This window comes from Cytobacillus sp. NJ13 (assembly GCA_030348385.1).
Taxonomy (GTDB): domain Bacteria; phylum Bacillota; class Bacilli; order Bacillales; family Cytobacillaceae; genus Cytobacillus.
This window is the reverse complement of the sequence record JAUCFP010000006.1, coordinates 1,812,870-1,835,206: the sequence shown is the minus strand read 5'-3', so window position 1 is coordinate 1,835,206 and position 22,337 is coordinate 1,812,870. Positions and strand designations below refer to the sequence as shown.

Here is a 22,337-nt window from a genome sequence, read left to right as displayed (position 1 = left end):
AATTTTTTTGTTTGTAAGGAAACCGCAACATACTTTCTGGGTTTGGGTTCTATATATTAAATAGCTAAAAAAGCAATTATCATGTACAATATATATCGCCATCATTTAGAATGTTAGTTTGAGATTTTAAAAATGAATATGACCAGAGGCATTAAAGAAGGATTAGATTGTTCTGTTTAACACGAGAGGATTGGTAGACATGGAATTACATAAATTGCTGCGATTTTTGCAGCCTTATATGACTTATAAAGGGGAAAACCCGGATATCACAGAGATTGTTAACGATAACAGGAAAGTTACACCTGGAAGTCTGTTTGTCTGTATTGAGGGGTATACGGTTGATGGCCATGACTTTGCGGCTTCTGCTGCAGAAAAAGGTGCAGCAGCTGTCATTGCCCAAAAAGAATTGGATTTGGATATCCCGGTTATAGTGGTAAAGAATACAAAACGGGCCATGGCCGTGCTGGCTGATGCTTTTTATGGACAGCCGAGCAAGCAGCTTCATTTAATTGGCATAACAGGCACTAATGGCAAAACAACAACAAGCCATTTAATAGAGAAGATCCTTGCCGATGCAGGAAGGAAAACGGGCTTAATAGGCACGATGTACACGAAGATTGCCGATGAAACCTTTGAAGTGAAAAATACCACTCCTGAAAGTTTGACTCTGCAAAGTACATTTAGAAAAATGGCAGTTGCAGGTGTAGATTCAGCCGTAATGGAAGTGTCTTCGCATGCACTTGATGAAGGGCGCATTCATGGCTGTGATTTTAATATAGCTGTATTTACAAACCTGACTCAGGATCATCTGGATTATCACAAAACAATGGATGAATACAGGAGAGCAAAAGGGCTGCTTTTTGCCCAGCTCGGAAGCGCTTATAATCATGTAGAGCCGAAGTTTGCCATTTTAAATTCAGATGACCCTGCTTCTGCAGAATATGAAAAATCGACTGCTGCTCATGTCATTTCCTATGGAATCGATCAGGAAGCTGACCTTCGCGCAACTAATATTAAGATGACTGCTGCCGGTACAGATTTTGACTTAATTTCTCCATTTGGGAAGCATAAAGTCTCTCTAAAAATGATAGGCAAATTCAGCATCTATAATGTCCTTGCCAGTATTGGTGCAGGTATCGCATCAGGGATATCAATCTCTCAAATCATCAAATCTGCTGAAGAAGTAAAAGGTGTTGCAGGCAGATTTGAAACCGTGGATGCTGGCCAGGATTTTTCTGTGATTGTTGATTATTCACATACACCGGACAGCCTAAAAAATGCTTTGGAAACTGTAAAGCAATTTGCCCGGAAACGCATTTTTGCCATCGTTGGCTGCGGGGGGGACAGAGATAGGTCCAAAAGGCCGCTTATGGCTGAAATTGCATGCCAGTACAGCACAGACCCTATATTTACTTCTGATAACCCGCGAAGTGAAGACCCGATTCAAATCCTCAGGGATATGGAAGAGGGAGTGAAAGGTGAGAGTTATAAAACAATCGCTGACCGAAAAGAAGCCATTCATTACGCGGTGAAAAATGCCGGTGAAGGAGACGTTATTTTAATAGCTGGCAAGGGCCATGAAACATATCAGCAGGTGGGGAACCAGGTTTTCGACTTTGATGACCGCCTTGTCGCAAAAGAGGCTATAGAGGAGCGATAAAATGTACTTGACGTATCGGGATTTAGCGGAACTGTTTCCGGCAGTAAAAGGGATAAAGGATAATGAGCTGGAATTTCATACGGTCGCTGCGTCCTCTTCCGCCCTGCAGCCAAAAGGAATTTATATTCCTTTTGGAGAGGCCGAAAATCTGAAAGAAGCTATTGAAAAAGGGGCTGTTGCTGCTCTCTGGCATGAGAATGCCGTGACGCCGGCATATACCCCGAATCATTTCCCTATTTTTTATACAAATGACTTAACGAAAGGCTTAAAGGACATCATGAAATTATATATAGAAAAATTAAGCAAATCAGAAGAAAAGATGAACACAACAAATTTCCTTATTTCAGGTAAAAAAAGTCTTAAAGAAAACGAAGCAACATATGATATTGCAGTGATGGCTGAAAGATTAGCGGAAGCTGCAGGAAATGCCAAGCAGGGAAGGAGGGGATAAGTATGATGGAGCAAGTTATTTTTTTCACAATATTGGCAGGCTTTTTAATTACTGTTTTGCTGTCTCCCATTTTTATTCCCTTCCTGAGAAGATTGAAATTCGGGCAAAGCATCCGTGAAGAAGGCCCAAAATCCCATCAGAAAAAGACGGGTACACCGACAATGGGCGGAATCATGATTCTTCTTTCCGTCACGGTGACCACGTTGCTTATGACCGGGAAATTTTCAGAACCTACTGTAGAAACATATTTGCTGCTGCTGGTTACACTGGGCTTTGGACTCCTCGGTTTTCTTGATGACTTTATTAAAGTAGTATTAAAGCGAAACTTAGGCCTGACTTCAAAACAAAAGCTGCTGGGCCAGATTATTATATCTGTTATTTTTTATTTTGTTTTCAAGCAAAATGATTTTTCAACAGAAGTGCATATTCCGCTGACAGACATTTCGATTGATTTGGGCTGGGGATATGTTTTATTCATTATTTTCTGGCTGGTCGGATTCTCGAATGCTGTCAATCTGACAGATGGACTTGATGGTCTTGTCTCTGGGACTGCTGCAATCGCTTTTGGAGCATTTGCAGTACTGGCTTGGAATCAATCCCAATTCGAAGTATCCATTTTTTCTGTTGCTGTAGTTGGAGCGGTATTGGGTTTCCTTGTCTTTAATGCCCACCCTGCAAAGGTGTTCATGGGAGACACAGGATCACTGGCTCTTGGAGGGGCTATTGCGACCATAGCCATCCTGACAAAACTTGAAATCATCCTGATTATTATCGGCGGTGTTTTTGTTATTGAAACTTTATCTGTTATTTTACAGGTGGCATCTTTTAAGACCACCGGGAAGCGGATCTTCCGTATGAGCCCGCTCCATCATCATTATGAATTGGTGGGCTGGTCAGAATGGCGGGTTGTTGTTACATTCTGGACCGTTGGCCTATTGTTTGCAATCTTAGGAATCTATATTGAGGTGTGGGTGTAAGTGAAAGAAGTCAATCGCTATCGACATAAAAAAATATTAGTGCTGGGTCTGGCAAAAAGCGGAGTGAGTGCAGCTTCCCTTTTACATAAGCTTGGAGCATTTGTAACTGTTAACGATTATAAACCTCTTGCAGAAAATCCTGAAGCTCAAGGACTGCTTGAACAGGGGATTACGGTTATATGCGGGGGCCATCCAATTGAACTTCTGGAAGAGGGGTTCGAGCTGATTGTAAAAAATCCGGGTATTCCTTACCATAATCCAATGATAAAAGGAGCACTTGAAAAGGGCATACCGGTCATTACAGAAGTGGAGCTTGCCTTTCAGGTATCTGAAGCTCCTTTTATTGCGATAACAGGTACAAATGGAAAAACCACCACAACTACTCTTGTGTTTGAAATGCTTCTGGCTGGAAGCAAAATGCCGCTGATAGCAGGAAATATTGGAACAGTAGCTTCAGAGGTCGCCCAGGATGCTGCAGAAGAAAATAATATCGTGATTGAGCTTTCATCGTTTCAGCTGATGGGTATTCAGGATTTCAGGCCGAGAATCGCCATTTTAACAAATTTATATGATGCCCATTTGGATTATCATGGCACAAGAGAAGAGTATCATGCAGCCAAAGCAAATATTACGATGAATCAGACTGAAAAGGATTATTTCATAGTCAATGCCGATCAAGATAAAGTAATGGAAGCCGCTGCACGGTCAGCGGCGAAAATAATTCCTTTTTCAACTTCCAGAGAGCTGTCTGAAGGTGCATATGTCAAAGATGGATGGATTTATTTTAACAATGAACAAGTTATGGAAAGAAAGGATGTTTCACTGCCAGGAGAGCACAATCTTGAGAATATCCTATCCTCAGTGGCTGCTGCCAAACTGACCGGTGTCGGGAATGAAGCCATCAGCCAGGTTCTAAGTTCGTTTACAGGAGTAAAGCACCGTCTGCAGTATGTTGGTGAATACCAGAGCAGGAAATTTTATAATGATTCTAAAGCAACGAACATTTTAGCAACGAAGAATGCAGTATCAGCATTTGATCAGCCTGTGATTCTTCTTGCAGGCGGTCTTGACCGCGGAAATGGCTTTGATGAACTCATCCCATCTCTAAAAAAGGTAAAAGCTCTTGTAACCTTTGGGCAAACAGCTGAAAAGATTGAAAATGCAGCATTGGAAGCGGGAATAAAAACAATTGAGCGTGTCGATAATGTGGAAAAAGCCGTACCTGCTGCCTTTAAGCTTTCAGAGCCAGGAGATGTGATTCTGCTTTCTCCTGCTTGTGCAAGCTGGGACCAATATAAAACTTTTGAGGTTCGGGGAGACATGTTTATAGATGCGGTGCATAAGCTTAATTAAGGGCTTGTCTGCGGGACTATGGAAACGACAGCAAAGGCATACATCTGCTTCGCGTGACATTTAGAGCTTTAATAAGGAACGTATTAAGACTGCCGAAACACAGGTAAGTTTATTTACGGCAGGAAAAAGGTTCCTTGATAGCCCTAAAACTTGCATTCGAGGTGTTTTCGTTGCCGACCAAAAAAACCACTCCCGATTTTATATTAATGATCGTCACTTTTATGCTGCTTGCTGTAGGATTGACTATGGTATATAGTGCAAGTGCAATTTGGGCAGATTATAAATTTGATGATTCTTTCTTTTTTGCGAAAAGGCAAATGCTTTTTGCCGGAGTTGGAATTATTGCGATGTTTTTTATCATGAATGTGGATTATTGGACCTGGAGAACTTGGGCAAAGGTCTTAATTATTGTCTGTTTTGTGCTTTTGCTCCTGGTGCTGATTCCAGGTATCGGCAATGTGCGAAATGGCTCGCGGAGCTGGATTGGCGTTGGAGCATTTTCTATTCAGCCTTCGGAGTTTATGAAGCTTGCCATGATTGTATTTATGGCAAAATTCCTCTCCGAAAAACAAAAGCTGATTACCTCTTTCAGAAAAGGTCTTGTTCCATCTTTAGGGCTTGTATTTTTAGCATTTGGATTAATAATGCTGCAGCCTGATTTGGGCACTGGAACTGTAATGGTGGGTACTTGTGTTGTCATGATTTTTATCGCAGGAGCGAGGATTAGCCACTTTGTCTGGTTTGGCGCTGCAGGCTTGGCCGGATTTGTGGCACTTGTTCTGTCAGCCCCATACAGGATAAAGCGGATTACTTCATTTCTAGACCCATGGGAAGATCCTCTGGGCAGCGGATTCCAGATTATCCAGTCCTTATATGCAATAGGGCCCGGAGGATTGTTTGGCCTTGGTCTGGGACAGAGCAGACAAAAGTTTTTTTATCTTCCTGAGCCGCAGACAGATTTTATTTTTGCCATTTTAGCTGAGGAACTGGGATTTATAGGCGGATCTTTTGTCATTTTATTATTTGCACTTCTTTTATGGCGCGGCATCCGCATAGCGCTTGGCGCTCCTGATTTATATGGGAGTTTCTTGGCTGTTGGGATCATAGCAATGGTCGCTATTCAGGTAATGATTAATATCGGGGTTGTAACAGGACTGATGCCTGTTACTGGCATCACACTTCCGTTTCTTAGCTACGGGGGATCGTCATTGACACTGATGCTCATGGCTATAGGGGTTCTGCTTAATATAAGCAGATATGCAAGGTATTAGCGCATTTTATAACATGCATTTTGGAAACCCTGTGAAGCAGGGTTTCTTTTTTGGAAGAACCAATATATCCAGCATCGAGAATTATCAAACTTCTTTGCAATTTTGCACATTATTACATTTCTTTAACATTATGATGTACGTTCCTATCTATTTGTTTTGAATATAGTAGAATAGGGAAAAAAGAGGGAGTGTTTTCCGCTCGCAAGCTGGATGACGTTCACTAAATCTGAAAGCTTTATATTTGATCAATGGCAGAAAAAATAAGCTTTCTTTGATAATAAGATTTTTTTTTGAGGTGAAAGAATGAAAATTGCTGTTAGCGGCGGCGGAACTGGCGGGCATATATATCCGGCGCTTGCGCTTATAAGACAAATTCAGAAAGAACATAAAGATGCCGAATTTCTATATATTGGAACTGAAAAAGGGCTTGAAAATACGATTGTCAATCGTGAAAATATCCCTTTTAAATCAATACATATAACTGGTTTTAAAAGAAAAATTTCTTTGGAAAATGTTAAAACTGTTCTAAGGTTCCTGAAAGGCGTTCGTGAAAGTAAAAAGATGCTTAAGGAATTTAATGCGGATGTGGTAATCGGCACCGGGGGATATGTTTGTGGTCCTGTTGTATATGCCGCTTCAAAGCTTGGCATCCCAACCATTATCCATGAGCAAAACAGCGTCCCGGGATTAACCAATAAGTTTTTAAGCAGATATGTTGATAAAATCGCAGTCTGTTTTGAGGAAGCAAAGGCTTTTTTTCCGGAAACTAAAACAGTCATGACAGGGAATCCGCGTGCTTCAGAGGTTCTGGGACAGGATGGGATCAGGGGAAGACTATCAGCAGGATTAAAAACAGGTGTCCCTGCTGTGTTAATTTTTGGAGGCAGCAGAGGGGCAAGGCCAATTAATGATGCAGTTCTAAAAACTCTGGCTGAGCTGGGTGAAAAGCCTTATCAGGTGCTATATATCACAGGGGACGTCCATTATGAGGATGTACAAAAAGAAATAGAACTGGTCGGAAGCCCTGAAAATGTAATGATTAAACCATTTATTCACAATATGCCAGAAGTGCTGGCCGGAGCAGACCTCGTCGTCTCACGTGCGGGAGCCACCACTTTGGCAGAGATCACCTCTTTAGGAATTCCGAGCATTTTAATCCCAAGCCCATATGTTACAAACAACCACCAGGAGAAAAATGCAAGAGCGCTAAGCGACCATGGTGCTGCAGAACTATTGCTTGAAAAAGAGTTAACAGGCAAAAAGCTTATTGACAGCATTGACCGAATCATCCTCGATAAAGATAAGATGAGTAACATGAAGGAAGCTTCGAAAAAACTTGGAATTCGTGATGCATCAAATAGGCTTTACACATTAATGGCTCAATTGGTTTCAAATAATGGGAAGTAGCCTTGAATAGTAAATTCGCATAGAATAAATAAATTTAGGTTGAAATCAATAGAAAGGGAGGTAAATATGGACGAATTTATCAGCAAGCTTAGAGAATTAAACATCGGGACAGTTAAAGAAAATGAGCCGATGGCTAATCATACAACAATGAAAATTGGCGGACCCGCCGATTTGTTTATTGAGCCTTCTTCCATAGAAAACCTGGCAAAAGCGATGGAATTGATCCGTCGCTATGAACTGAAATGGAGAGCAATTGGAAGAGGATCTAATTTGCTCGTATCTGATGGAGGCATAGAAGGTGTGGTTATTAAATTAGGCCGCGGCATGGATCACCTGGATCTTAATGAAACGGAGCTAAAAGCAGGCGGCGGTTATTCAGTGGTTGCCCTCTCTACAATTATCAGCAAAAAAGGCTTGTCAGGTCTCGAATTTGCCAGCGGGATTCCCGGGTCTGTAGGCGGAGCAGTTTATATGAACGCTGGCGCTCACGGTTCAGATATTTCACAAATCCTGACCAAAGCACATGTTCTTTTTGAGGATGGGAAGATGGAATGGCTCACGAACGAAGAAATGGAATTTTCATATAGAACATCCGTCCTTCAAACGAAACGTCCAGGGATTGTTCTTGAGGCCGTTTTCCGGCTTACAGAGGGCGACAGGGAAAAAATTTCCTCTGCAATGCAAAAGAATAAGGATTACAGGAAGGAAACCCAGCCCTGGAACTTCCCATGTGCAGGCAGTATTTTCCGTAACCCGCTTCCTGAATATGCTGGCCAGCTGATAGAAAAAGCCGGCATGAAAGGCCATACCATCGGCGGTGCGCAAATTTCCAATATGCATGGGAATTTCATCGTAAATGCAGGAGATGCCAAAGCGGAAGATGTACTTGCATTAATTCAGCACATTAAGGATACAATCTTTGATTTGTATGGAGTAAAAATGGAGACAGAAGTGGAAATAATCGGTCGAAAGTAACGGGGAATAATACCTTACGGATACCATTTATTGTGATATAATAATTTATTAGATAACAGTAGATGTAGTAAAAACGGCATGGCTCACATGCCGTTCTCTTCCCTAATTTAGTAATTGCATAAATTGTGCTGGACAAGCTGCTTGATTGTTTTAAATTATTGTCCTTGCGCTTTTCTTAATGGGGTGATAAAAAGTGGAGAAAAGTAAGGTTGTCTCGCTAGAGGATCGAATACCGAAGCTTAAACAGCAAAGAAAAAAGAAAGCGAACAGAAGACTGATTTTTTTGCTGCTGCTTTTTTTCTCGCTGATTGTTTTAGTTATTTACTTTCAATCGCCCTTAAGCCATATTAAACAAATCAAGGTATCCGGCAATTCAATCTATGATAAAGAAGAAATTATTCAAATCAGCGGTGTTACTGAAAAAACAAATATTTGGAAGGTTGACGAAGAGGGCATTGAGGGTAAGCTTAAAGAACTGCCTGAAATAAAATCTTCAACTGTTAAAGTTCAGCTGCCAGGCACAATTAATATACATGTAGATGAACTGAAACGCATTGCCTACATAGCGAAAGAGAAGCACTACCTTCCTGTAATGGAGAATGGGAGCATATTAAAGGATGAAGAAGTTGCGGAGATCCCTGTCAACGCTCCTATCCTCAATGACTTTTCTGAGGGTGACATCCTTGATATGATGATTGGGGAGCTTGAATCACTGCCTGAAGAGGTGCTAAATTCGATTTCCGAAATCCATCATTCTCCTAAAAAGACAGATTCCAACCATATTACTTTGTATATGAATGATGGTTTTGAAGTCAGTGCTACTTTAAGAAGTTTTTCAGAAAAAATGGCACACTACCCTTCTATCATAAGCCAGCTGGATCCCGAGAAAAAAGGAATCATCGACTTGGAAGTAGGCTCATATTTTAAAGCTTATGAAACAGAGGGAGCTGAAGAAGTTGAAAAAGAAAATGAAGGTGAAGGGTAATCATGTAATATTCTCCCTGGTGTTTCTCGTACTGGGTTACATGATGGCATTTTCCTATCACCTTACACAGGGAGAAGAAGAAAAGCCGGCATTAAGCGGAAAACAGTGGGAAAGAGATTTGGAACTTCGTAATCAGCTTGTTGAACTGGAGGAAAAAAACAGGGCTCTTCAAAAAGAATTAAATACTAAACAGGAAAATGTTCTTGACATTGAAAAAGAGCTTTCACAGGAAGCCCAGGTTTATTTTAATCTTGCCGAGGATGCTGAGAAGTACAGGATGCATCTTGGCAAAGTAAAAGTAAAGGGCTCTGGAGTGGAAGTAACTCTGTCAGATGGTGACTACAATCCGGATGAAGATAATATTAACAATTATATCGTCCATGAACACCATGTCTTTAAGGTGATTAATGAACTCTATATTTCCGGTGCTTCCGCAGTTGCCATAAATGGCCAAAGACTATCACACAGTTCTTATATTGTTTGCAATGGACCTGTAATAGAAGTTGACGGCTACCAGCATCCTGCCCCTTTTGTCATAACTGCCATTGGCGATGCCGATGTGCTTTCCTCTGCTTTGAACCTGACAGGCGGAGTAAAAGACACATTGGTAGATGAAAACATCCAATTCACATTAGAGAAAAAGGGCGAAATCATCATGGAACCATTACTGGGTTCGTAAAGTCAAACCAGCATTACTAAGTAGTAAAATTTGTCCACAGAATTATTTATTCGGGAAAGCAAGGTGGAATTAAAGTGGACAGCAAAAAGAAATTCAGCTTTACCTTTATAACAGTTGTAATTGGCTTTATGATTGCCATACAGTTTCAAACAGTTAAGGAACCGGTTGTCCGTGATACAAGGGATACCTGGCAGCTTAGAGCTGATATCCTTAAAGAAAAGGAACTGCAATTAAAACTTTTGCGTGAAATCAGTTCAAATGAAGAAAAAATTGCCCAATATGAAACAAAGCGCAAACAAAGCAAAGAGCAAGTGCTTCGCAATACGCTGGAGGAATTAAAAATGGAAGCCGGATTAAGTGAAGTGACGGGTCCAGGCATAATCATAAGCATTGAACCGGTACATGAGGAGCTTCTTCTGGGCAAGCAGGCTGATTCTGTTTCCCCGGATTTGCTCAAGCGGCTTGTCAATGAGTTAAATATGTATGATGCCCAGCACATTTCCATTGGAGGCAGAAGGATCATCAACACTACTGTCATAAGGGATATCAACAGAGAGACCATGATAGACGGATATGCCTTAAATCGCCTGCCTATTGAAGTAAAAGTAATAACTGAAAATGCCCAATCTGCCGAGAAGCTTTTTAATCGCATGCAGGTATCAAATTCTGCCGAAGAATTTTTCATCGACAATCTGCGGGTTAAGGTGGAAAAGTCTGCAGAGCCGATCACGATTCCTGCATATGACGAGGCATTGAGAATCAGATATATGGAGCCTATGAAACCTGACGAAGGAGGCAAATCATAGTGTGGCTTCCCGTTTTAGGATTGATCATAGGTGTGATACTTGGACTTATGACAGATATAAAAGTGCCGGATGAATACTCGAATTATCTTTCCATTGCTGTTCTTGCTGCATTGGATACTCTATTCGGTGGAATCAGGGCGCAGCTTCAAAATATTTATGATGAAAAAGTTTTCGTTTCCGGTTTCTTTTTTAACATCCTGCTGGCAGCAAGTTTAGCTTTTCTGGGTGTCCATCTTGGTGTAGACTTGTACTTAGCAGCAGTATTTGCTTTTGGGGTCAGGCTATTCCAAAATATTGCGGTCATCAGAAGAATTTTAATCGCAAAATGGTCCCAAAACAGAGAAAAAACAGAAAAAAATGATATTTAAAAAAGGGAAAATATTAGTTTTGACGAATAATTTTATAGATAAACTAACTTATTAAATCAGACAACAGCAAAAAATGATTGTTGTTCAATAATCGTAATTGCAAAAAAAAGGAGGTGCCAGAGAATGAACAGCAATGAAATATATGTTAGTCTTGACATCGGTACATCCAGTGTAAAAGTAATCATTGGGGAAATGGTCAATGACTCTTTAAATATTATTGGTGTTGGCAATGTACAGTCAGAAGGGTTACGCAAGGGGTCCATTGTTGATATAGACGAAACCGTTCATTCTATTAAAAAGGCAATCGAACAGGCTGAGAGAATGATAGGAATGGAGATTAAAAATGTGATTGTAGGAATTACCGGCAATCATGTTATGCTTCAGCCATCCCATGGTGTTGTTGCAGTCTCGAGTGAAAATAGGGAAATTACAGACGAAGATGTTGCTAGAGTCATAGACGCGGCACAAGTTGTATCAATCCCGCCGGAAAGAGACATCATTGATGTCATCCCAAAACAGTTTATCGTTGACGGATTGGACGAGATCAGTGATCCCCGCGGAATGATTGGTGTGCGGCTGGAAATGGAAGGGACCATTATTACAGGATCGAAAACGATTTTACATAACACCCTGCGCTGTGTTGAACGCGCTGGCCTTGAAATCATGGATATTACACTTCAGCCACTGGCAGCAGGTGCATTCGCTTTATCAAAGGATGAGAAAAGTCTAGGAGTTGCACTTGTTGATATTGGCGGCGGCTCCACAACCATTGCCATATTTGAAAATGGATCTTTAAAGGCAGCCAGTGTTCTGCCTGTAGGGGGAGACCATATCACAAAAGACTTATCTATCGGACTCCGCACATCTACAGAAGATGCAGAAAAAATCAAAACAAAGTATGGCTATGCGTTCTATGACCATGCATCTGAAGATGAGGTATTCAGCGTTCCCATCATCGGAAGCGATCAGCATCAGCAATTTAATCAGCTGGAAATATCGGATATTATAGAAGCTCGGATGGAAGAGATTTTTGATCTTATCCAGCACGAAGTGAAACGTCTTGGAGCAAAAGATCTTCCAGGGGGCTATGTATTATCTGGAGGCGTAGCGAATACACAGGGAATCCTTGAACTGGCACAGGATGTTTTCCAAAATAGAGTCCGCATCGCCATCCCTGATTATATTGGCGTGAGGGAACCGCAGTATACGACTGCTGTTGGATTGATTAAGTTCGCGTATAAAAATGCTAAAATACAGGGCAGAAAAATGGAACAGCCAGTGACGGTCCCTGAAGCAAAAGAAAAACGAGTGCAAAAACCGCAACCGCAACCGAAAACAAAGCCGGAAAAACAGCCGGAAGAAAAAATCACATCAAGAGTTAAAAAGTTCCTCGGATACTTTTTCGAATAACTTGATTTGATTCGCAAGGGTTAGGGAAACGGAATCAAAAGCCATTCGGCGGATAGAAAAAAGCACTGAAAAGCCATTTTGGGAGTGCGTATAAAAAGCGAATCAAAAAAGGTGTTCTTAGGAATATCGACGAATTAGGAGGATTAGTCATGTTGGAATTTGATACAAATTTGGATTCATTAGCAACTATAAAAGTCATCGGCGTTGGAGGCGGCGGTAACAATGCAGTAAACAGAATGATTGAGCATGGTGTTCAAGGCGTTGAGTTTATTGCTGTTAACACGGATGCTCAGGCGCTGAATTTATCAAAAGCAGAAGTGAAAATGCAAATCGGAGGAAAACTTACAAGGGGACTTGGAGCAGGTGCCAACCCTGAGGTAGGTAAAAAAGCTGCAGAAGAAAGTAAAGAGCAGGTAGAAGAAGCATTGAAAGGTGCGGATATGGTATTCGTCACAGCTGGAATGGGAGGAGGGACTGGAACAGGGGCGGCTCCAGTCATCGCCCAGATTGCACGAGATTTAGGAGCTCTGACTGTTGGTGTTGTTACGCGCCCATTCACTTTTGAAGGCCGCAAGCGTTCCACTCAGGCAGCCGGTGGTATTGCTGCTATGAAGGAAGCGGTTGATACGCTGATCGTCATTCCTAATGACAGGCTATTGGAAATCGTTGATAAAAGCACTCCAATGCTTGAAGCATTCCGTGAAGCGGATAATGTTCTGCGCCAGGGTGTTCAGGGTATTTCCGACTTGATTGCTGTTCCGGGATTAATTAACCTCGACTTTGCAGATGTGAAGACAATCATGTCTAATAAAGGTTCTGCACTAATGGGTATTGGTGTCGCTGCAGGAGAAAACCGTGCAGCAGAAGCGGCGAAAAAGGCGATTTCATCACCTTTGCTTGAAACATCAATTGATGGTGCACAAGGCGTCTTAATGAATATCACTGGCGGTTCTAATCTAAGCCTGTATGAAGTACAGGAAGCAGCTGACATTGTTGCTTCTGCTTCCGATCAGGACGTGAATATGATCTTCGGTTCCGTTATTAATGAAAACCTTAAAGATGAAATTGTTGTAACGGTCATTGCAACTGGATTTAATGAAGAAGTGATCCAGCCTAAACCAATGAGGCCAACATTCGGACAGCCTAAATCTTCTCCAGGCATGGGAACGTCTATGAAGCGTGAACCAAAGAGAGAGGAAGCTCCCCAAGAACCTGTAAGAAGCAGCCAATCTCAACAGCCGGAAGAAACTTTGGATATCCCGACGTTCCTCCGCAACCGTAATCGCAGAAGATAATATTTGATTGATAAAACCCCTGGAATCAACTCGATTCCAGGGGTTTTATCAATTATTATGAAGGTTATTATATAAATAAGCATGGCTCAGAAATATGAGCCATGCTTATTTATATTTATACAGCCTGAGTTTCCTTTAATTGCATAGCAGGCCCAAAGAATTCGTAGCGGATATTTTCCTTCTGGAAGCCTGCCTCAAGCAATGCCTCGTACATTGCCTGCATAAAAGGAACTGGCCCGCACATATAAACTATACTATCTTTATTAGGCACTATTGTGTTTAACCAGTCTGAAGTAATATAGCCTTCTTTGCTGAAGGTTTTTTCAGCCTTATCTTTTTCTGTTGGACTTTCATAGCAGAAATATGTTTTTACCAATGGATTCCTTTTTTCAATTTCCTGTACTTCCTCTGAAAATGCATGTACATTTCCGTTGAGTGCAGCATGAACAAAAATAGTTTCATGCTTTACTCCTGTTGCATCAAGATGACACAGCATGCAGTGCATTGGTGTAATGCCTACCCCGCCGCTAAGCAGAACGACTGGATGATCCATTTTATCCAGAACAAATTCTCCAGCAGGAGCACTGATCTCTATTCGGTCGCCTTCTTTCAGGTCATTGTGAAGATAGCTGGAAACCTTTCCGTCCGGCTTTTCAGAATTACCTTCTTCTTTCTTTACAGAAATTCGGTAATAAGATTTTTCCGGAGAGTCGGATAGGCTATATTGGCGGATATGTGTGTATTCTTCTCCTGGAATTGTTAATTTCACACTAATGTACTGGCCTGGAAGAAAGCTGGAAATATTTCCTCCATCATCAGGGGTAAAATAGAAGGAAGTAATTACATCACTTTCTTTCACCTTTTTTGCAACAGTGAATGTTCTGAAGTCATCCCAGCCTCCTGGCTTTTCAGCGGCATCCTCATAAAGGCTCTTTTCTAATCCGATGAATGCATCCGCAATCACACCATATGCTTTAATCCATGCATTAATAATTTCTTCAGTAGCAGCCTCTTTTAGTACTTCCTTGATAGCAAGAATTAAGTGCTCTCCAACAATCGGATAATGTTCAGGCTTAATGCCTAAAGATCGGTGCTTATGAGCGATTTGTGTGACAACCGGGAGAATAGCTTCCAGGTTATCGATATATTTTGCAGCAGCATATACTGAGTTTGCCAGTGCTTTTTGCTGACGGCCCTGCTTCTGATTAGCATGATTAAAGATGTTCAGCAGTTCAGGGTGATTTGAGAACATTAACTTATAAAAGGTTTTCGTAATATCTTCCCCATGTTTTTCAAGTACAGGTACAGTACTTTTAATAATTTCAATTGTTTTTGTGTCTAGCATATCAGCAAAACTCCTTCTTATTATTTTCACTGTCATTATAGTTGATATTGAAAACAAAAAATGTGATATAAATCACACCCAGCGAAAAAATGAAGGAGCAATAAATAGAAAAATAATGACAAAATCCGTTGGGAATAGGGAAAATTTCTATCATTTTGCATACAGAAAGCGACACACTTCCTTTACTGAAATGCGCTATACTTTTTTCTAACAGAATCATAGCACTTTAAATATATGAGAGAATTTGACCGCTAAATTCAATCTATCAGTGCTGATTTTGAAGAGGAAGCAAAAAGTATATTAAACTTTGATAACTGTCTAGCTCCAGAGCCTCCCCCCCTCGAGGACACTTGTCGGTGGTGGGCAAGGCGCTTGCACTTTACTAAGGGGGAAGATAATTGACGGTCTATTTGGATATTATCTGGGCGTTAAATTTTATGTTTGACAGCCTTCTCCTTTATTTAACAGCCATAATACTAAAAAGAGAAATCAGGCTTTGGAGGATTTTTGCAGGCGGCTTAATAGGATCGATCATCATTTTATTAGTATTTACACCATTTAATGAATATTCAGGTCATCCGGTCACTAAATTATTATTCTCGGTTGCAATGGTATTGGCTGTTTTTGGCTTTAAGCGTTTGCGCTACTTTGTAAAAGGGCTCATGACTTTTTATTTTGCTACTTTTTTAGTTGGAGGCTCCTTAATAGGCATTCATTATTTTATTAATTTTGATTTTCAGCTTTCTTCATCCGTCATGCTGGCCAGTGTTAAAGGCTTTGGTGATCCAATCAGCTGGCTGTTTGTAATTCTTGGGTTTCCTCTTGCCTGGCATTTCTCAAAGAGAAACGTTGAAGGAATTGAGATGACAAAAATTCAGTATGACTCATTAATTATGGTGCGTGTTGTCATTAATGAAACAGAATTCCGTTTCAAAGGCCTGATTGACAGCGGCAACCAGTTATACGATCCCATTTCGAAAATGCCGGTGATGTTTATATCCATTAAAGACAGGCTTGACGAGTTCCCGCCTGAAATTATTAAAATGGCAGGGAACCCGGAAGATATCATCATGGGCAGTGATTCAATTGGCGGGGATTGGGAGCATAAAATGAGGGTTATTCCATGTAAGGTTGTTGGACAAGAACACCAGTTGATTATAGGATTCAAGCCTGACCGCATTCTCCTTGAAAAAGAGAATGAAATAATAGAAGCGGAGCGTGGATTAGTTTCCTTTTCCATGCAGCAGCTTTCTGCCGACGATGCGTTTCAGTGCATCGTTCACCCTAAGATGCTTACAGGTAAAAGTACAATGAAGCAGGATGCAAAAGTAAGTTAATATACTATACTCTGCAAAAACATAATTTAGAAGGAGGACAAATCATGAAAAAGTTAAAACTTCGCTTATCCTACTATTGGTATAAATTATTGATTAAGCTGGGGATTAAAACAGATGAAGTATATTATATAGGCGGCAGCGAAGCACTACCTCCTCCACTTAGTAAGGAAGAAGAAGAAATGCTCCTGATCAAGCTTCCGAAAGGAGATAAAGCTGCAAGGTCCATTTTAATTGAAAGAAATCTGCGTCTTGTTGTATATATCGCCAGGAAGTTTGAAAATACAGGCATCAATATAGAGGACTTAATTAGCATTGGAACCATTGGGCTTATTAAAGCTGTAAATACGTTTAATCCAGAGAAAAAAATCAAGCTGGCTACATATGCATCCCGCTGTATTGAGAATGAAATTCTAATGTATTTAAGAAGGAACAATAAAATCCGTTCTGAAGTTTCCTTTGATGAACCCCTAAATATCGATTGGGATGGCAATGAACTGCTTCTATCCGATGTGCTTGGCACCGAGGATGACATTATCACCAAAGATCTCGAAGCAAATGTTGATAAAAAGCTGCTGTTAAAGGCATTGCATCAGCTTTCAGATCGGGAAAAACAGATAATGGAACTTAGATTTGGCCTCGGATCGGGTGAAGAAAAAACTCAGAAGGACGTGGCAGATATGCTTGGTATTTCCCAGTCCTACATTTCACGTCTGGAAAAACGAATAATAAAAAGACTAAAAAAAGAATTTAATAAGATGGTTTAGAAATTTAAACAGGAATATTTTTTTACAAAATTTTGCAAGGAGAAAACCTAGTGTTTATGATGCTTTGACCGTTTCCCCATCCGGCAGCCGGATTAGCCGGTGCATATTTTTCCTTTCCAAGGAGATACTGTTTTTTGTACAGCAGCTCCTGTGAGGAGGGAAATGGATTGACTCGAAATAAAGTAGAAATTTGCGGTGTTGATACTTCAAAGCTTCCAGTTTTAAAAAACGAAGAAATGAGAGAGCTCTTCAAGCAAATGCATAAGGGGGATATAACCGCACGGGAAAAACTCGTCAACGGCAATTTGCGTCTCGTATTAAGTGTGATTCAGCGTTTTAATAACAGAGGCGAATTTGTTGATGACCTTTTCCAGGTCGGCTGTATCGGTCTAATGAAATCTATTGATAATTTTGATCTAAGTCAAAACGTTAAGTTTTCCACCTATGCAGTTCCGATGATCATTGGGGAAATACGCAGGTATCTGCGTGATAATAACCCGATCCGCGTATCACGTTCATTAAGGGACATTGCTTATAAAGCACTGCAAGTTAGAGAACGCTTAATGAGTAAAACATCCAGAGAGCCTACAGCAGAAGAAATAGCAAAAGAGCTGGATGTGCCTCATGAAGAAATCGTTTTTGCATTAGATGCAATTCAGGATCCTGTCTCCTTATTTGAACCGATTTATAATGATGGCGGGGATCCGATCTATGTGATGGATCAGCTGAGCGATGAACGGAACAAAGATATTCAATGGATTGAAGAGATAGCGCTAAAAGAAGGAATGAGAAGACTGAATGAACGGGAAAAACTGATTCTTAGAAAACGCTTCTTCCAGGGCAAAACTCAAATGGAAGTGGCCGAGGAAATCGGCATTTCCCAGGCTCAAGTTTCACGGCTTGAAAAAGCGGCAATCAAACAAATGAATAAAAATATTCAAAGCTAGCAGCCAATTTGGCTGCTTTTTATATTTACCAAACATTTTTCCTATAGGGGCAAACATATATTGAATAAGAACATAAATTGGGAGTGAAGTGTCGATGGTGAAAATATCTGAATTTCAAATGAAGGATGTTGTAAATGTAGCTGACGGCAAAAAGCTTGGAAATATTGGGGATATAGATATTAATATAAATACAGGGAAAATTGAAGCCGTCATTATCGGAGGAGCTGGGAAAGTGTTAGGCTTTTTTGGGAGAGATGCTGATATTGTCATACCGTGGAAAAATATTCTGAAAATTGGTGAAGATGTCATACTGGTCCGCTATCAGGATGCGATTGAGCCAAAATATATTGAGGGGGAAGCATAAGAGTTGTTAATGGTGTCATCACTGCCTGCCTTGTGGTAAACTATAGAAAAATATGATGGAGTTAATAGCATGGAACCATTTTCTTTAAAAACGGAAGAGTATTTTGTCATAAAAGAGTGGGCGGATCGTTTTCCTAATATTACGGCCGGTTTTACAACTAAAAATGGAGGATGCAGCCGTAATGAATACAAAACGCTTAATGTAGGATTGCATGTGAATGACAGCTATGAAGCAGTCAGCCGAAATCGGCAGCATGTGGCTGACTTGCTTGGATTTTCTCATGAAAAGTGGGTTGGTGCTGAACAAACTCATGAAATAAATATAAAAAAAGTTACCAGAAATGATAAAGGGATAGGTGCACTTATTTACGAGGATTCCTTTTCTGGTACTGACGGCTTTTTCACTTATTCTAAAGGGGTCATGCTGACCCTCTGTTATGCTGATTGTGTGCCGATATACTTTTTGCATGAAAAGACAGGAGCCATAGGTATGGCACATGCAGGCTGGAAAGGTACTTTCGGAGGGATTGGCAGGAAGATGGCCGAGCTATTTGCCAAAGAAGGGATAGACTTAAGTGAGGTCCAAGCCGTGATTGGCCCTTCCATTTGCGGAAATTGTTATATAGTTGATGATCGTGTTATTTCAAAAGCGCAAAAAATACTAGAAGATGTCGATATAAAGCCATATAATCAGATTAGTGACAATCAATTCCAGCTTGATTTGAAAGAACTAAACCGGACAATTCTGATAAATGAAGGGATTCCTCATGAAAATATCATGATTACTGATTATTGCACAAGCTGTCATGAAAACTATTTTTTCTCCCACAGAAGGGATAGGGGAAAGACAGGCAGAATGATGAGCTTTATTGGCTGGAAGGAGGAAGTCGGAAGCTAAATGAGAGTAGAAGAAAATTTAAAGCAAATTGAGTCAGCTATACAGGAAGCGTGCATAAAGGCCAACCGTAAGCCAGAAGAAATTACCCTCATTGCTGTTACTAAGTACGTTTCAGCGGAAAGGGCGCAAGAAGCCCTTGAAGCAGGTATTGTTCATTTAGGTGAAAACAGGGATGAAGGACTGCTTGCCAAGTGGGATGTGTTAAAGGACAAGCCAACATGGCATTTTATAGGAACGCTGCAAACGCGTAAAGTGAAAAATATAATTGATAAAGTCGATTTTATACATTCACTGGACAGGCTTTCCCTCGCAAAGGAAATCGACAAGCGGGCGGTTCGAAAGATAAATTGTTTTGTTCAGGTTAATGTCTCAGGCGAAGAGTCGAAACAGGGAATAAATCCTGAAGAGGTAGCTGATTTTATTTCATGCCTGGCTGATTATAAAAATCTCAATATTATCGGCCTTATGACAATGGCTCCTCTTTCAGCAGACGAGGAATTGCTTCGTTCCTGTTTCCGGAAGCTTAAGAACCTGCAAACAAAGGTAAAAGATCTGGAATTTGATTTTGCTCCTTGTACTGAGCTTTCAATGGGCATGTCCAATGATTTTTCCCTGGCAATTGAAGAAGGTGCCACAATGGTGAGGATTGGTACTGCTTTAGTAGGCCAAAAGAGTCTGGAGGTTTGATAAAATGAGTATAAAATCAAAATTTAAAACATTTTTCTTCCTGGATGATGAATATGACTATAAGGAAGAGGAAATCATCGAAGAAGAAAGAGAGCCGGTGAAGCAGGTGCAGAAGCAGCAGCAGCCAGTTCAAAAACAGAACATCGTCAGCCTCCAAAGTGTGCAGAAATCTTCTAAAGTAGTTCTTGTTGAACCGCGTGTATATGCAGAAGCACAGGATATTGCGGATCAGCTGAAAAACAGAAGAGCTGTTGTTGTCAATCTGCAGAGAATAGAAAAAGATCAGGCAAAGCGGATTGTTGACTTCCTAAGCGGAACCGTTTATGCCATTGGCGGAGATATTCAAAAGATCGGAACTGATATTTTTCTATGTACACCTGACAATGTTGAAGTATCAGGAAACATCTCTCAGCTGATGAAAGAACAAGAATTAGAAAATACGAGGTGGTAGCATTTAATGGAATTAGTATTTGGGATATTGTCATCTGCAATTTATTATTACTCGTGGGCACTGATTATTTATATTTTGCTGTCCTGGTTCCCTAATGCAAGGGAATCAGCTTTTGGACAGTTTCTCGCAAGGATTTGTGAACCGTACCTTGAGCCATTCCGCAAAATTATTCCTCCGCTTGGAATGATTGATATCTCTCCAATTGTGGCTATCTTAGTTTTGCGATTTGCCACTGGAGGTTTGCAGCAGCTTTTTTATTGGATTTCATAAGACTACAAACAGGGCTATCAAAATGGCCCTTTTTTATTTGCTTAAAATGGAGGTTCACTTAAATATGACCATTTATCAGCACTTCCGGCCGGAAGAAAAAGAATTTATTGATCAGGTTCTTAACTGGAAAGACCTTGTGGAAAATACATATGCACCAAAGCTAACTGATTTTCTCGATCCAAGGGAGCAGCAAATCCTTAAAAGCGTCATAGGACAGCATTCCGGAATCTTATTTGCTTTATTTGGCGGAACTCCAGATGCTGAGAGAAAGAGAGCCCTGATATTTCCGGATTACTATAAAAGCGCTGAGGATGATTTTCAAATTCGGCTCTTTGAACTGGAATATCCAAAAAAGTTTGTAACCATTGAACACCCGCAAGTCCTGGGCAGTCTAATGTCACTGGGGCTAAAAAGAGGGAAGTTTGGTGATATCCTTTTTGAAAATGACAGAATCCAGTTTTTTGCAGAACTGGAAATTGAAGATTACATCAGCCTGCAGCTGCAGGCGATTGGCAGAGCTTCCGTTTCGCTGAAAAAACAGCCCTTTTCAGAGGCAATCCAATCAGCAGAAGTGTGGAAAGAAAGCTCCATCACCTCTTCATCCCTGAGATTGGACACAGTCATCTCAGCCATCTACAATATCTCCAGGCAAAAATCCCAGCTCTATATCCAGCAGGGACTAGTCAAAGTCAATTGGACGCAAATAGCAAACCCCTCATTTGAATGCCAGCAAAGCGACATCATCTCAGTCAGGGGACAGGGCCGTGCCAAAATCATAGAAATAGATGGGAAAACAAAGAAGGAGAAATGGAGGATTATTGCTGGGAGGCAGAGATAGTAATTTATTTTTTATAAAATTGAAGGATTTTGAAACAACCTGTCGAATAAATAATCAAAAGACTGCGGAGTCTGCTATAATTAAAATGAACCAGCAGGCTCAACCCAATTTACATAAGATCAACAGACCTGGGAGGTGGCACACATGCCATTAACACCGTTAGATATTCATAACAAGGAATTCAGCAAAGGATTCCGCGGTTATGACGAAGATGAAGTAAACGAATTCCTCGACCAGATCATAAAAGACTACGAAATTCTGATCAGGGAAAAAAAAGAGCTTGAAGAAAAGCTCAATGATACGAACGAACGCATAGGCCACTTTACCACAATTGAAGAAACACTAAATAAATCTATTGTGGTTGCACAGGAAGCTGCAGAGGAAGTAAAGCGCAATGCCCATAAGGAAGCGAAGCTAATCATTAAAGAAGCTGAAAAGAATGCTGACAGAATTGTGAACGAATCCCTATCTAAAGCGAGAAAAATCGCACTTGATATTGAAGATTTAAAGAAGCAGTCCAAAGTATTCCGGACACGTTTCAAAATGCTTGTTGAAGCACAGCTTGATATGCTGAACAACGATGATTGGGATCATTTAATGGAATATAAGCTGGATTCAACTGAACTTAAGTCATTAAGAGAAGAAGAAGAATCACTGGCTTGACGAAAGCTGGAAATATCGCATATAATTTTAAAACAAAGTAAAATACGATGTTTATCAACAATGAGAGGGACAGTACAGTCTTTTCAAAGCTTATGTACAGAATGGCACATTCACTCTGTAAGCGAGCCGGGGATGGT

24 protein-coding genes and 1 other annotated feature (1 of these 25 only partly in view) are annotated in these 22,337 nt (G+C 40.6%); of the genes, 23 read left to right on the top strand and 1 reads right to left on the bottom strand.

The features are described from left to right. Positions 1-199 precede the first annotated feature (199 nt). The 13 genes from QUF73_08840 (at position 200) to ftsZ (ending at position 13,637) form a co-directional block, all read left to right on the top strand. A complete protein-coding gene (locus QUF73_08840; GenBank protein MDM5226320.1) occupies positions 200-1,660 on the top strand; it encodes a UDP-N-acetylmuramoyl-L-alanyl-D-glutamate--2,6-diaminopimelate ligase in 1,461 nt (486 codons plus the stop codon). A gap of 1 nt (position 1,661) precedes the next feature. Continuing rightward, on the top strand, positions 1,662-2,111 hold the full coding sequence (locus QUF73_08835; protein MDM5226319.1) for a hypothetical protein: 450 nt from the start codon (positions 1,662-1,664) through the stop codon (positions 2,109-2,111). 2 nt (positions 2,112-2,113) lie between these two features. Continuing rightward, positions 2,114-3,088: a phospho-N-acetylmuramoyl-pentapeptide-transferase gene (mraY, locus tag QUF73_08830; GenBank protein ID MDM5226318.1), complete on the top strand. Its 975-nt coding sequence runs from the start codon at positions 2,114-2,116 to the stop codon at positions 3,086-3,088. Then, positions 3,089-4,441, top strand: coding sequence for a UDP-N-acetylmuramoyl-L-alanine--D-glutamate ligase (gene murD / locus QUF73_08825; protein ID MDM5226317.1), 1,353 nt, complete (start codon positions 3,089-3,091; stop codon positions 4,439-4,441). It abuts the gene before it with no gap. A 170-nt stretch (positions 4,442-4,611) separates the two neighbouring features. Continuing rightward, entirely contained in the window at positions 4,612-5,712 is a 1,101-nt protein-coding gene (spoVE, locus tag QUF73_08820; GenBank protein ID MDM5226316.1) for a stage V sporulation protein E, read from the top strand. A 303-nt stretch (positions 5,713-6,015) separates the two neighbouring features. Further along, a complete protein-coding gene (gene murG, locus QUF73_08815) occupies positions 6,016-7,119 on the top strand; it encodes an undecaprenyldiphospho-muramoylpentapeptide beta-N-acetylglucosaminyltransferase (protein MDM5226315.1) in 1,104 nt (367 codons plus the stop codon). Positions 7,120-7,185: 66 nt separating this feature from the next. Then, complete coding sequence (gene murB, locus QUF73_08810; protein MDM5226314.1) at positions 7,186-8,094, top strand: UDP-N-acetylmuramate dehydrogenase; 909 nt, start codon at positions 7,186-7,188, stop codon at positions 8,092-8,094. 193 nt (positions 8,095-8,287) lie between these two features. Beyond that, positions 8,288-9,079, top strand: coding sequence for an FtsQ-type POTRA domain-containing protein (locus QUF73_08805; protein ID MDM5226313.1), 792 nt, complete (start codon positions 8,288-8,290; stop codon positions 9,077-9,079). Continuing rightward, positions 9,027-9,758: a DUF881 domain-containing protein gene (locus tag QUF73_08800; protein ID MDM5226312.1), complete on the top strand. Its 732-nt coding sequence runs from the start codon at positions 9,027-9,029 to the stop codon at positions 9,756-9,758. Before QUF73_08805 ends, QUF73_08800 begins: the two co-directional genes overlap by 53 nt. A 74-nt stretch (positions 9,759-9,832) precedes the next feature. Next, the gene (locus QUF73_08795; GenBank protein ID MDM5226311.1) at positions 9,833-10,564 is read left to right on the top strand and encodes a DUF881 domain-containing protein; all 732 of its coding nucleotides are present in this window, start codon (positions 9,833-9,835) and stop codon (positions 10,562-10,564) included. Further along, on the top strand, positions 10,564-10,932 hold the full coding sequence (locus tag QUF73_08790) for a small basic family protein (GenBank protein MDM5226310.1): 369 nt from the start codon (positions 10,564-10,566) through the stop codon (positions 10,930-10,932). Before QUF73_08795 ends, QUF73_08790 begins: the two co-directional genes overlap by 1 nt. Before the next feature lie 123 nt (positions 10,933-11,055). Continuing rightward, on the top strand, positions 11,056-12,342 hold the full coding sequence (gene ftsA / locus QUF73_08785) for a cell division protein FtsA (GenBank protein MDM5226309.1): 1,287 nt from the start codon (positions 11,056-11,058) through the stop codon (positions 12,340-12,342). 149 nt (positions 12,343-12,491) lie between these two features. Then, positions 12,492-13,637 (top strand): cell division protein FtsZ, encoded by a 1,146-nt coding sequence (gene ftsZ / locus QUF73_08780; GenBank protein MDM5226308.1) that lies wholly within the window; start codon positions 12,492-12,494, stop codon positions 13,635-13,637. Between the two features lie 115 nt (positions 13,638-13,752). On the opposite strand, the gene hmpA is transcribed toward ftsZ, so the two are convergent. Beyond that, complete coding sequence (hmpA, locus tag QUF73_08775) at positions 13,753-14,982, bottom strand: NO-inducible flavohemoprotein (GenBank protein ID MDM5226307.1); 1,230 nt, start codon at positions 14,980-14,982, stop codon at positions 13,753-13,755. 398 nt (positions 14,983-15,380) lie between these two features. Here hmpA and spoIIGA point away from each other — a divergent pair, with 398 nt between their 5' ends. The 10 genes from spoIIGA to QUF73_08725 all read left to right on the top strand — a co-directional run bounded on the left by spoIIGA (position 15,381) and on the right by QUF73_08725 (position 22,200). Next, the gene (spoIIGA, locus tag QUF73_08770; protein MDM5226306.1) at positions 15,381-16,319 is read left to right on the top strand and encodes a sigma-E processing peptidase SpoIIGA; all 939 of its coding nucleotides are present in this window, start codon (positions 15,381-15,383) and stop codon (positions 16,317-16,319) included. A 44-nt stretch (positions 16,320-16,363) separates the two neighbouring features. Further along, entirely contained in the window at positions 16,364-17,083 is a 720-nt protein-coding gene (gene sigE / locus QUF73_08765; protein MDM5226305.1) for an RNA polymerase sporulation sigma factor SigE, read from the top strand. 167 nt (positions 17,084-17,250) lie between these two features. Further along, positions 17,251-18,030: an RNA polymerase sporulation sigma factor SigG gene (gene sigG, locus QUF73_08760; protein MDM5226304.1), complete on the top strand. Its 780-nt coding sequence runs from the start codon at positions 17,251-17,253 to the stop codon at positions 18,028-18,030. A gap of 94 nt (positions 18,031-18,124) precedes the next feature. Beyond that, a complete protein-coding gene (locus QUF73_08755) occupies positions 18,125-18,394 on the top strand; it encodes a YlmC/YmxH family sporulation protein (GenBank protein ID MDM5226303.1) in 270 nt (89 codons plus the stop codon). Between the two features lie 69 nt (positions 18,395-18,463). After that, positions 18,464-19,291: a peptidoglycan editing factor PgeF gene (gene pgeF / locus QUF73_08750; GenBank protein MDM5226302.1), complete on the top strand. Its 828-nt coding sequence runs from the start codon at positions 18,464-18,466 to the stop codon at positions 19,289-19,291. Beyond that, complete coding sequence (locus QUF73_08745; protein ID MDM5226301.1) at positions 19,292-19,978, top strand: YggS family pyridoxal phosphate-dependent enzyme; 687 nt, start codon at positions 19,292-19,294, stop codon at positions 19,976-19,978. A gap of 4 nt (positions 19,979-19,982) precedes the next feature. Continuing rightward, positions 19,983-20,429, top strand: coding sequence for a cell division protein SepF (locus QUF73_08740; protein MDM5226300.1), 447 nt, complete (start codon positions 19,983-19,985; stop codon positions 20,427-20,429). Between the two features lie 6 nt (positions 20,430-20,435). Next, positions 20,436-20,699 (top strand): YggT family protein, encoded by a 264-nt coding sequence (locus QUF73_08735; protein ID MDM5226299.1) that lies wholly within the window; start codon positions 20,436-20,438, stop codon positions 20,697-20,699. Positions 20,700-20,763: 64 nt separating this feature from the next. After that, a complete protein-coding gene (locus QUF73_08730) occupies positions 20,764-21,537 on the top strand; it encodes an RNA-binding protein (GenBank protein ID MDM5226298.1) in 774 nt (257 codons plus the stop codon). 144 nt (positions 21,538-21,681) lie between these two features. Continuing rightward, the gene (locus tag QUF73_08725; protein MDM5226297.1) at positions 21,682-22,200 is read left to right on the top strand and encodes a DivIVA domain-containing protein; all 519 of its coding nucleotides are present in this window, start codon (positions 21,682-21,684) and stop codon (positions 22,198-22,200) included. Positions 22,201-22,251: 51 nt separating this feature from the next. After that, positions 22,252-22,337: a binding site (T-box leader), on the top strand; it runs 178 nt beyond the window's last position.

Excerpts from the sequence above, each read along its gene's own strand:
- QUF73_08840 (MDM5226320.1), top strand. The coding sequence starts at position 200 with ATGGAATTACATAAATTGCTGCGATTTTTGCAGCCTTATATGACTTAT.
- QUF73_08835 (MDM5226319.1), top strand. The coding sequence starts at position 1,662 with ATGTACTTGACGTATCGGGATTTAGCGGAACTGTTTCCGGCAGTAAAA.
- mraY (MDM5226318.1), top strand. The coding sequence starts at position 2,114 with ATGATGGAGCAAGTTATTTTTTTCACAATATTGGCAGGCTTTTTAATT.
- murG (MDM5226315.1), top strand. The coding sequence starts at position 6,016 with ATGAAAATTGCTGTTAGCGGCGGCGGAACTGGCGGGCATATATATCCG.
- murB (MDM5226314.1), top strand. The coding sequence starts at position 7,186 with ATGGACGAATTTATCAGCAAGCTTAGAGAATTAAACATCGGGACAGTT.
- QUF73_08800 (MDM5226312.1), top strand. The coding sequence starts at position 9,027 with ATGAAACAGAGGGAGCTGAAGAAGTTGAAAAAGAAAATGAAGGTGAAG.
- ftsA (MDM5226309.1), top strand. The coding sequence starts at position 11,056 with ATGAACAGCAATGAAATATATGTTAGTCTTGACATCGGTACATCCAGT.
- ftsZ (MDM5226308.1), top strand. The coding sequence starts at position 12,492 with ATGTTGGAATTTGATACAAATTTGGATTCATTAGCAACTATAAAAGTC.
- hmpA (MDM5226307.1), bottom strand. The coding sequence starts at position 14,982 with ATGCTAGACACAAAAACAATTGAAATTATTAAAAGTACTGTACCTGTA.
- sigE (MDM5226305.1), top strand. The coding sequence starts at position 16,364 with ATGAAAAAGTTAAAACTTCGCTTATCCTACTATTGGTATAAATTATTG.
- QUF73_08755 (MDM5226303.1), top strand. The coding sequence starts at position 18,125 with ATGGTGAAAATATCTGAATTTCAAATGAAGGATGTTGTAAATGTAGCT.
- pgeF (MDM5226302.1), top strand. The coding sequence starts at position 18,464 with ATGGAACCATTTTCTTTAAAAACGGAAGAGTATTTTGTCATAAAAGAG.
- QUF73_08745 (MDM5226301.1), top strand. The coding sequence starts at position 19,292 with ATGAGAGTAGAAGAAAATTTAAAGCAAATTGAGTCAGCTATACAGGAA.
- QUF73_08740 (MDM5226300.1), top strand. The coding sequence starts at position 19,983 with ATGAGTATAAAATCAAAATTTAAAACATTTTTCTTCCTGGATGATGAA.
- QUF73_08735 (MDM5226299.1), top strand. The coding sequence starts at position 20,436 with ATGGAATTAGTATTTGGGATATTGTCATCTGCAATTTATTATTACTCG.
- QUF73_08730 (MDM5226298.1), top strand. The coding sequence starts at position 20,764 with ATGACCATTTATCAGCACTTCCGGCCGGAAGAAAAAGAATTTATTGAT.
- QUF73_08725 (MDM5226297.1), top strand. The coding sequence starts at position 21,682 with ATGCCATTAACACCGTTAGATATTCATAACAAGGAATTCAGCAAAGGA.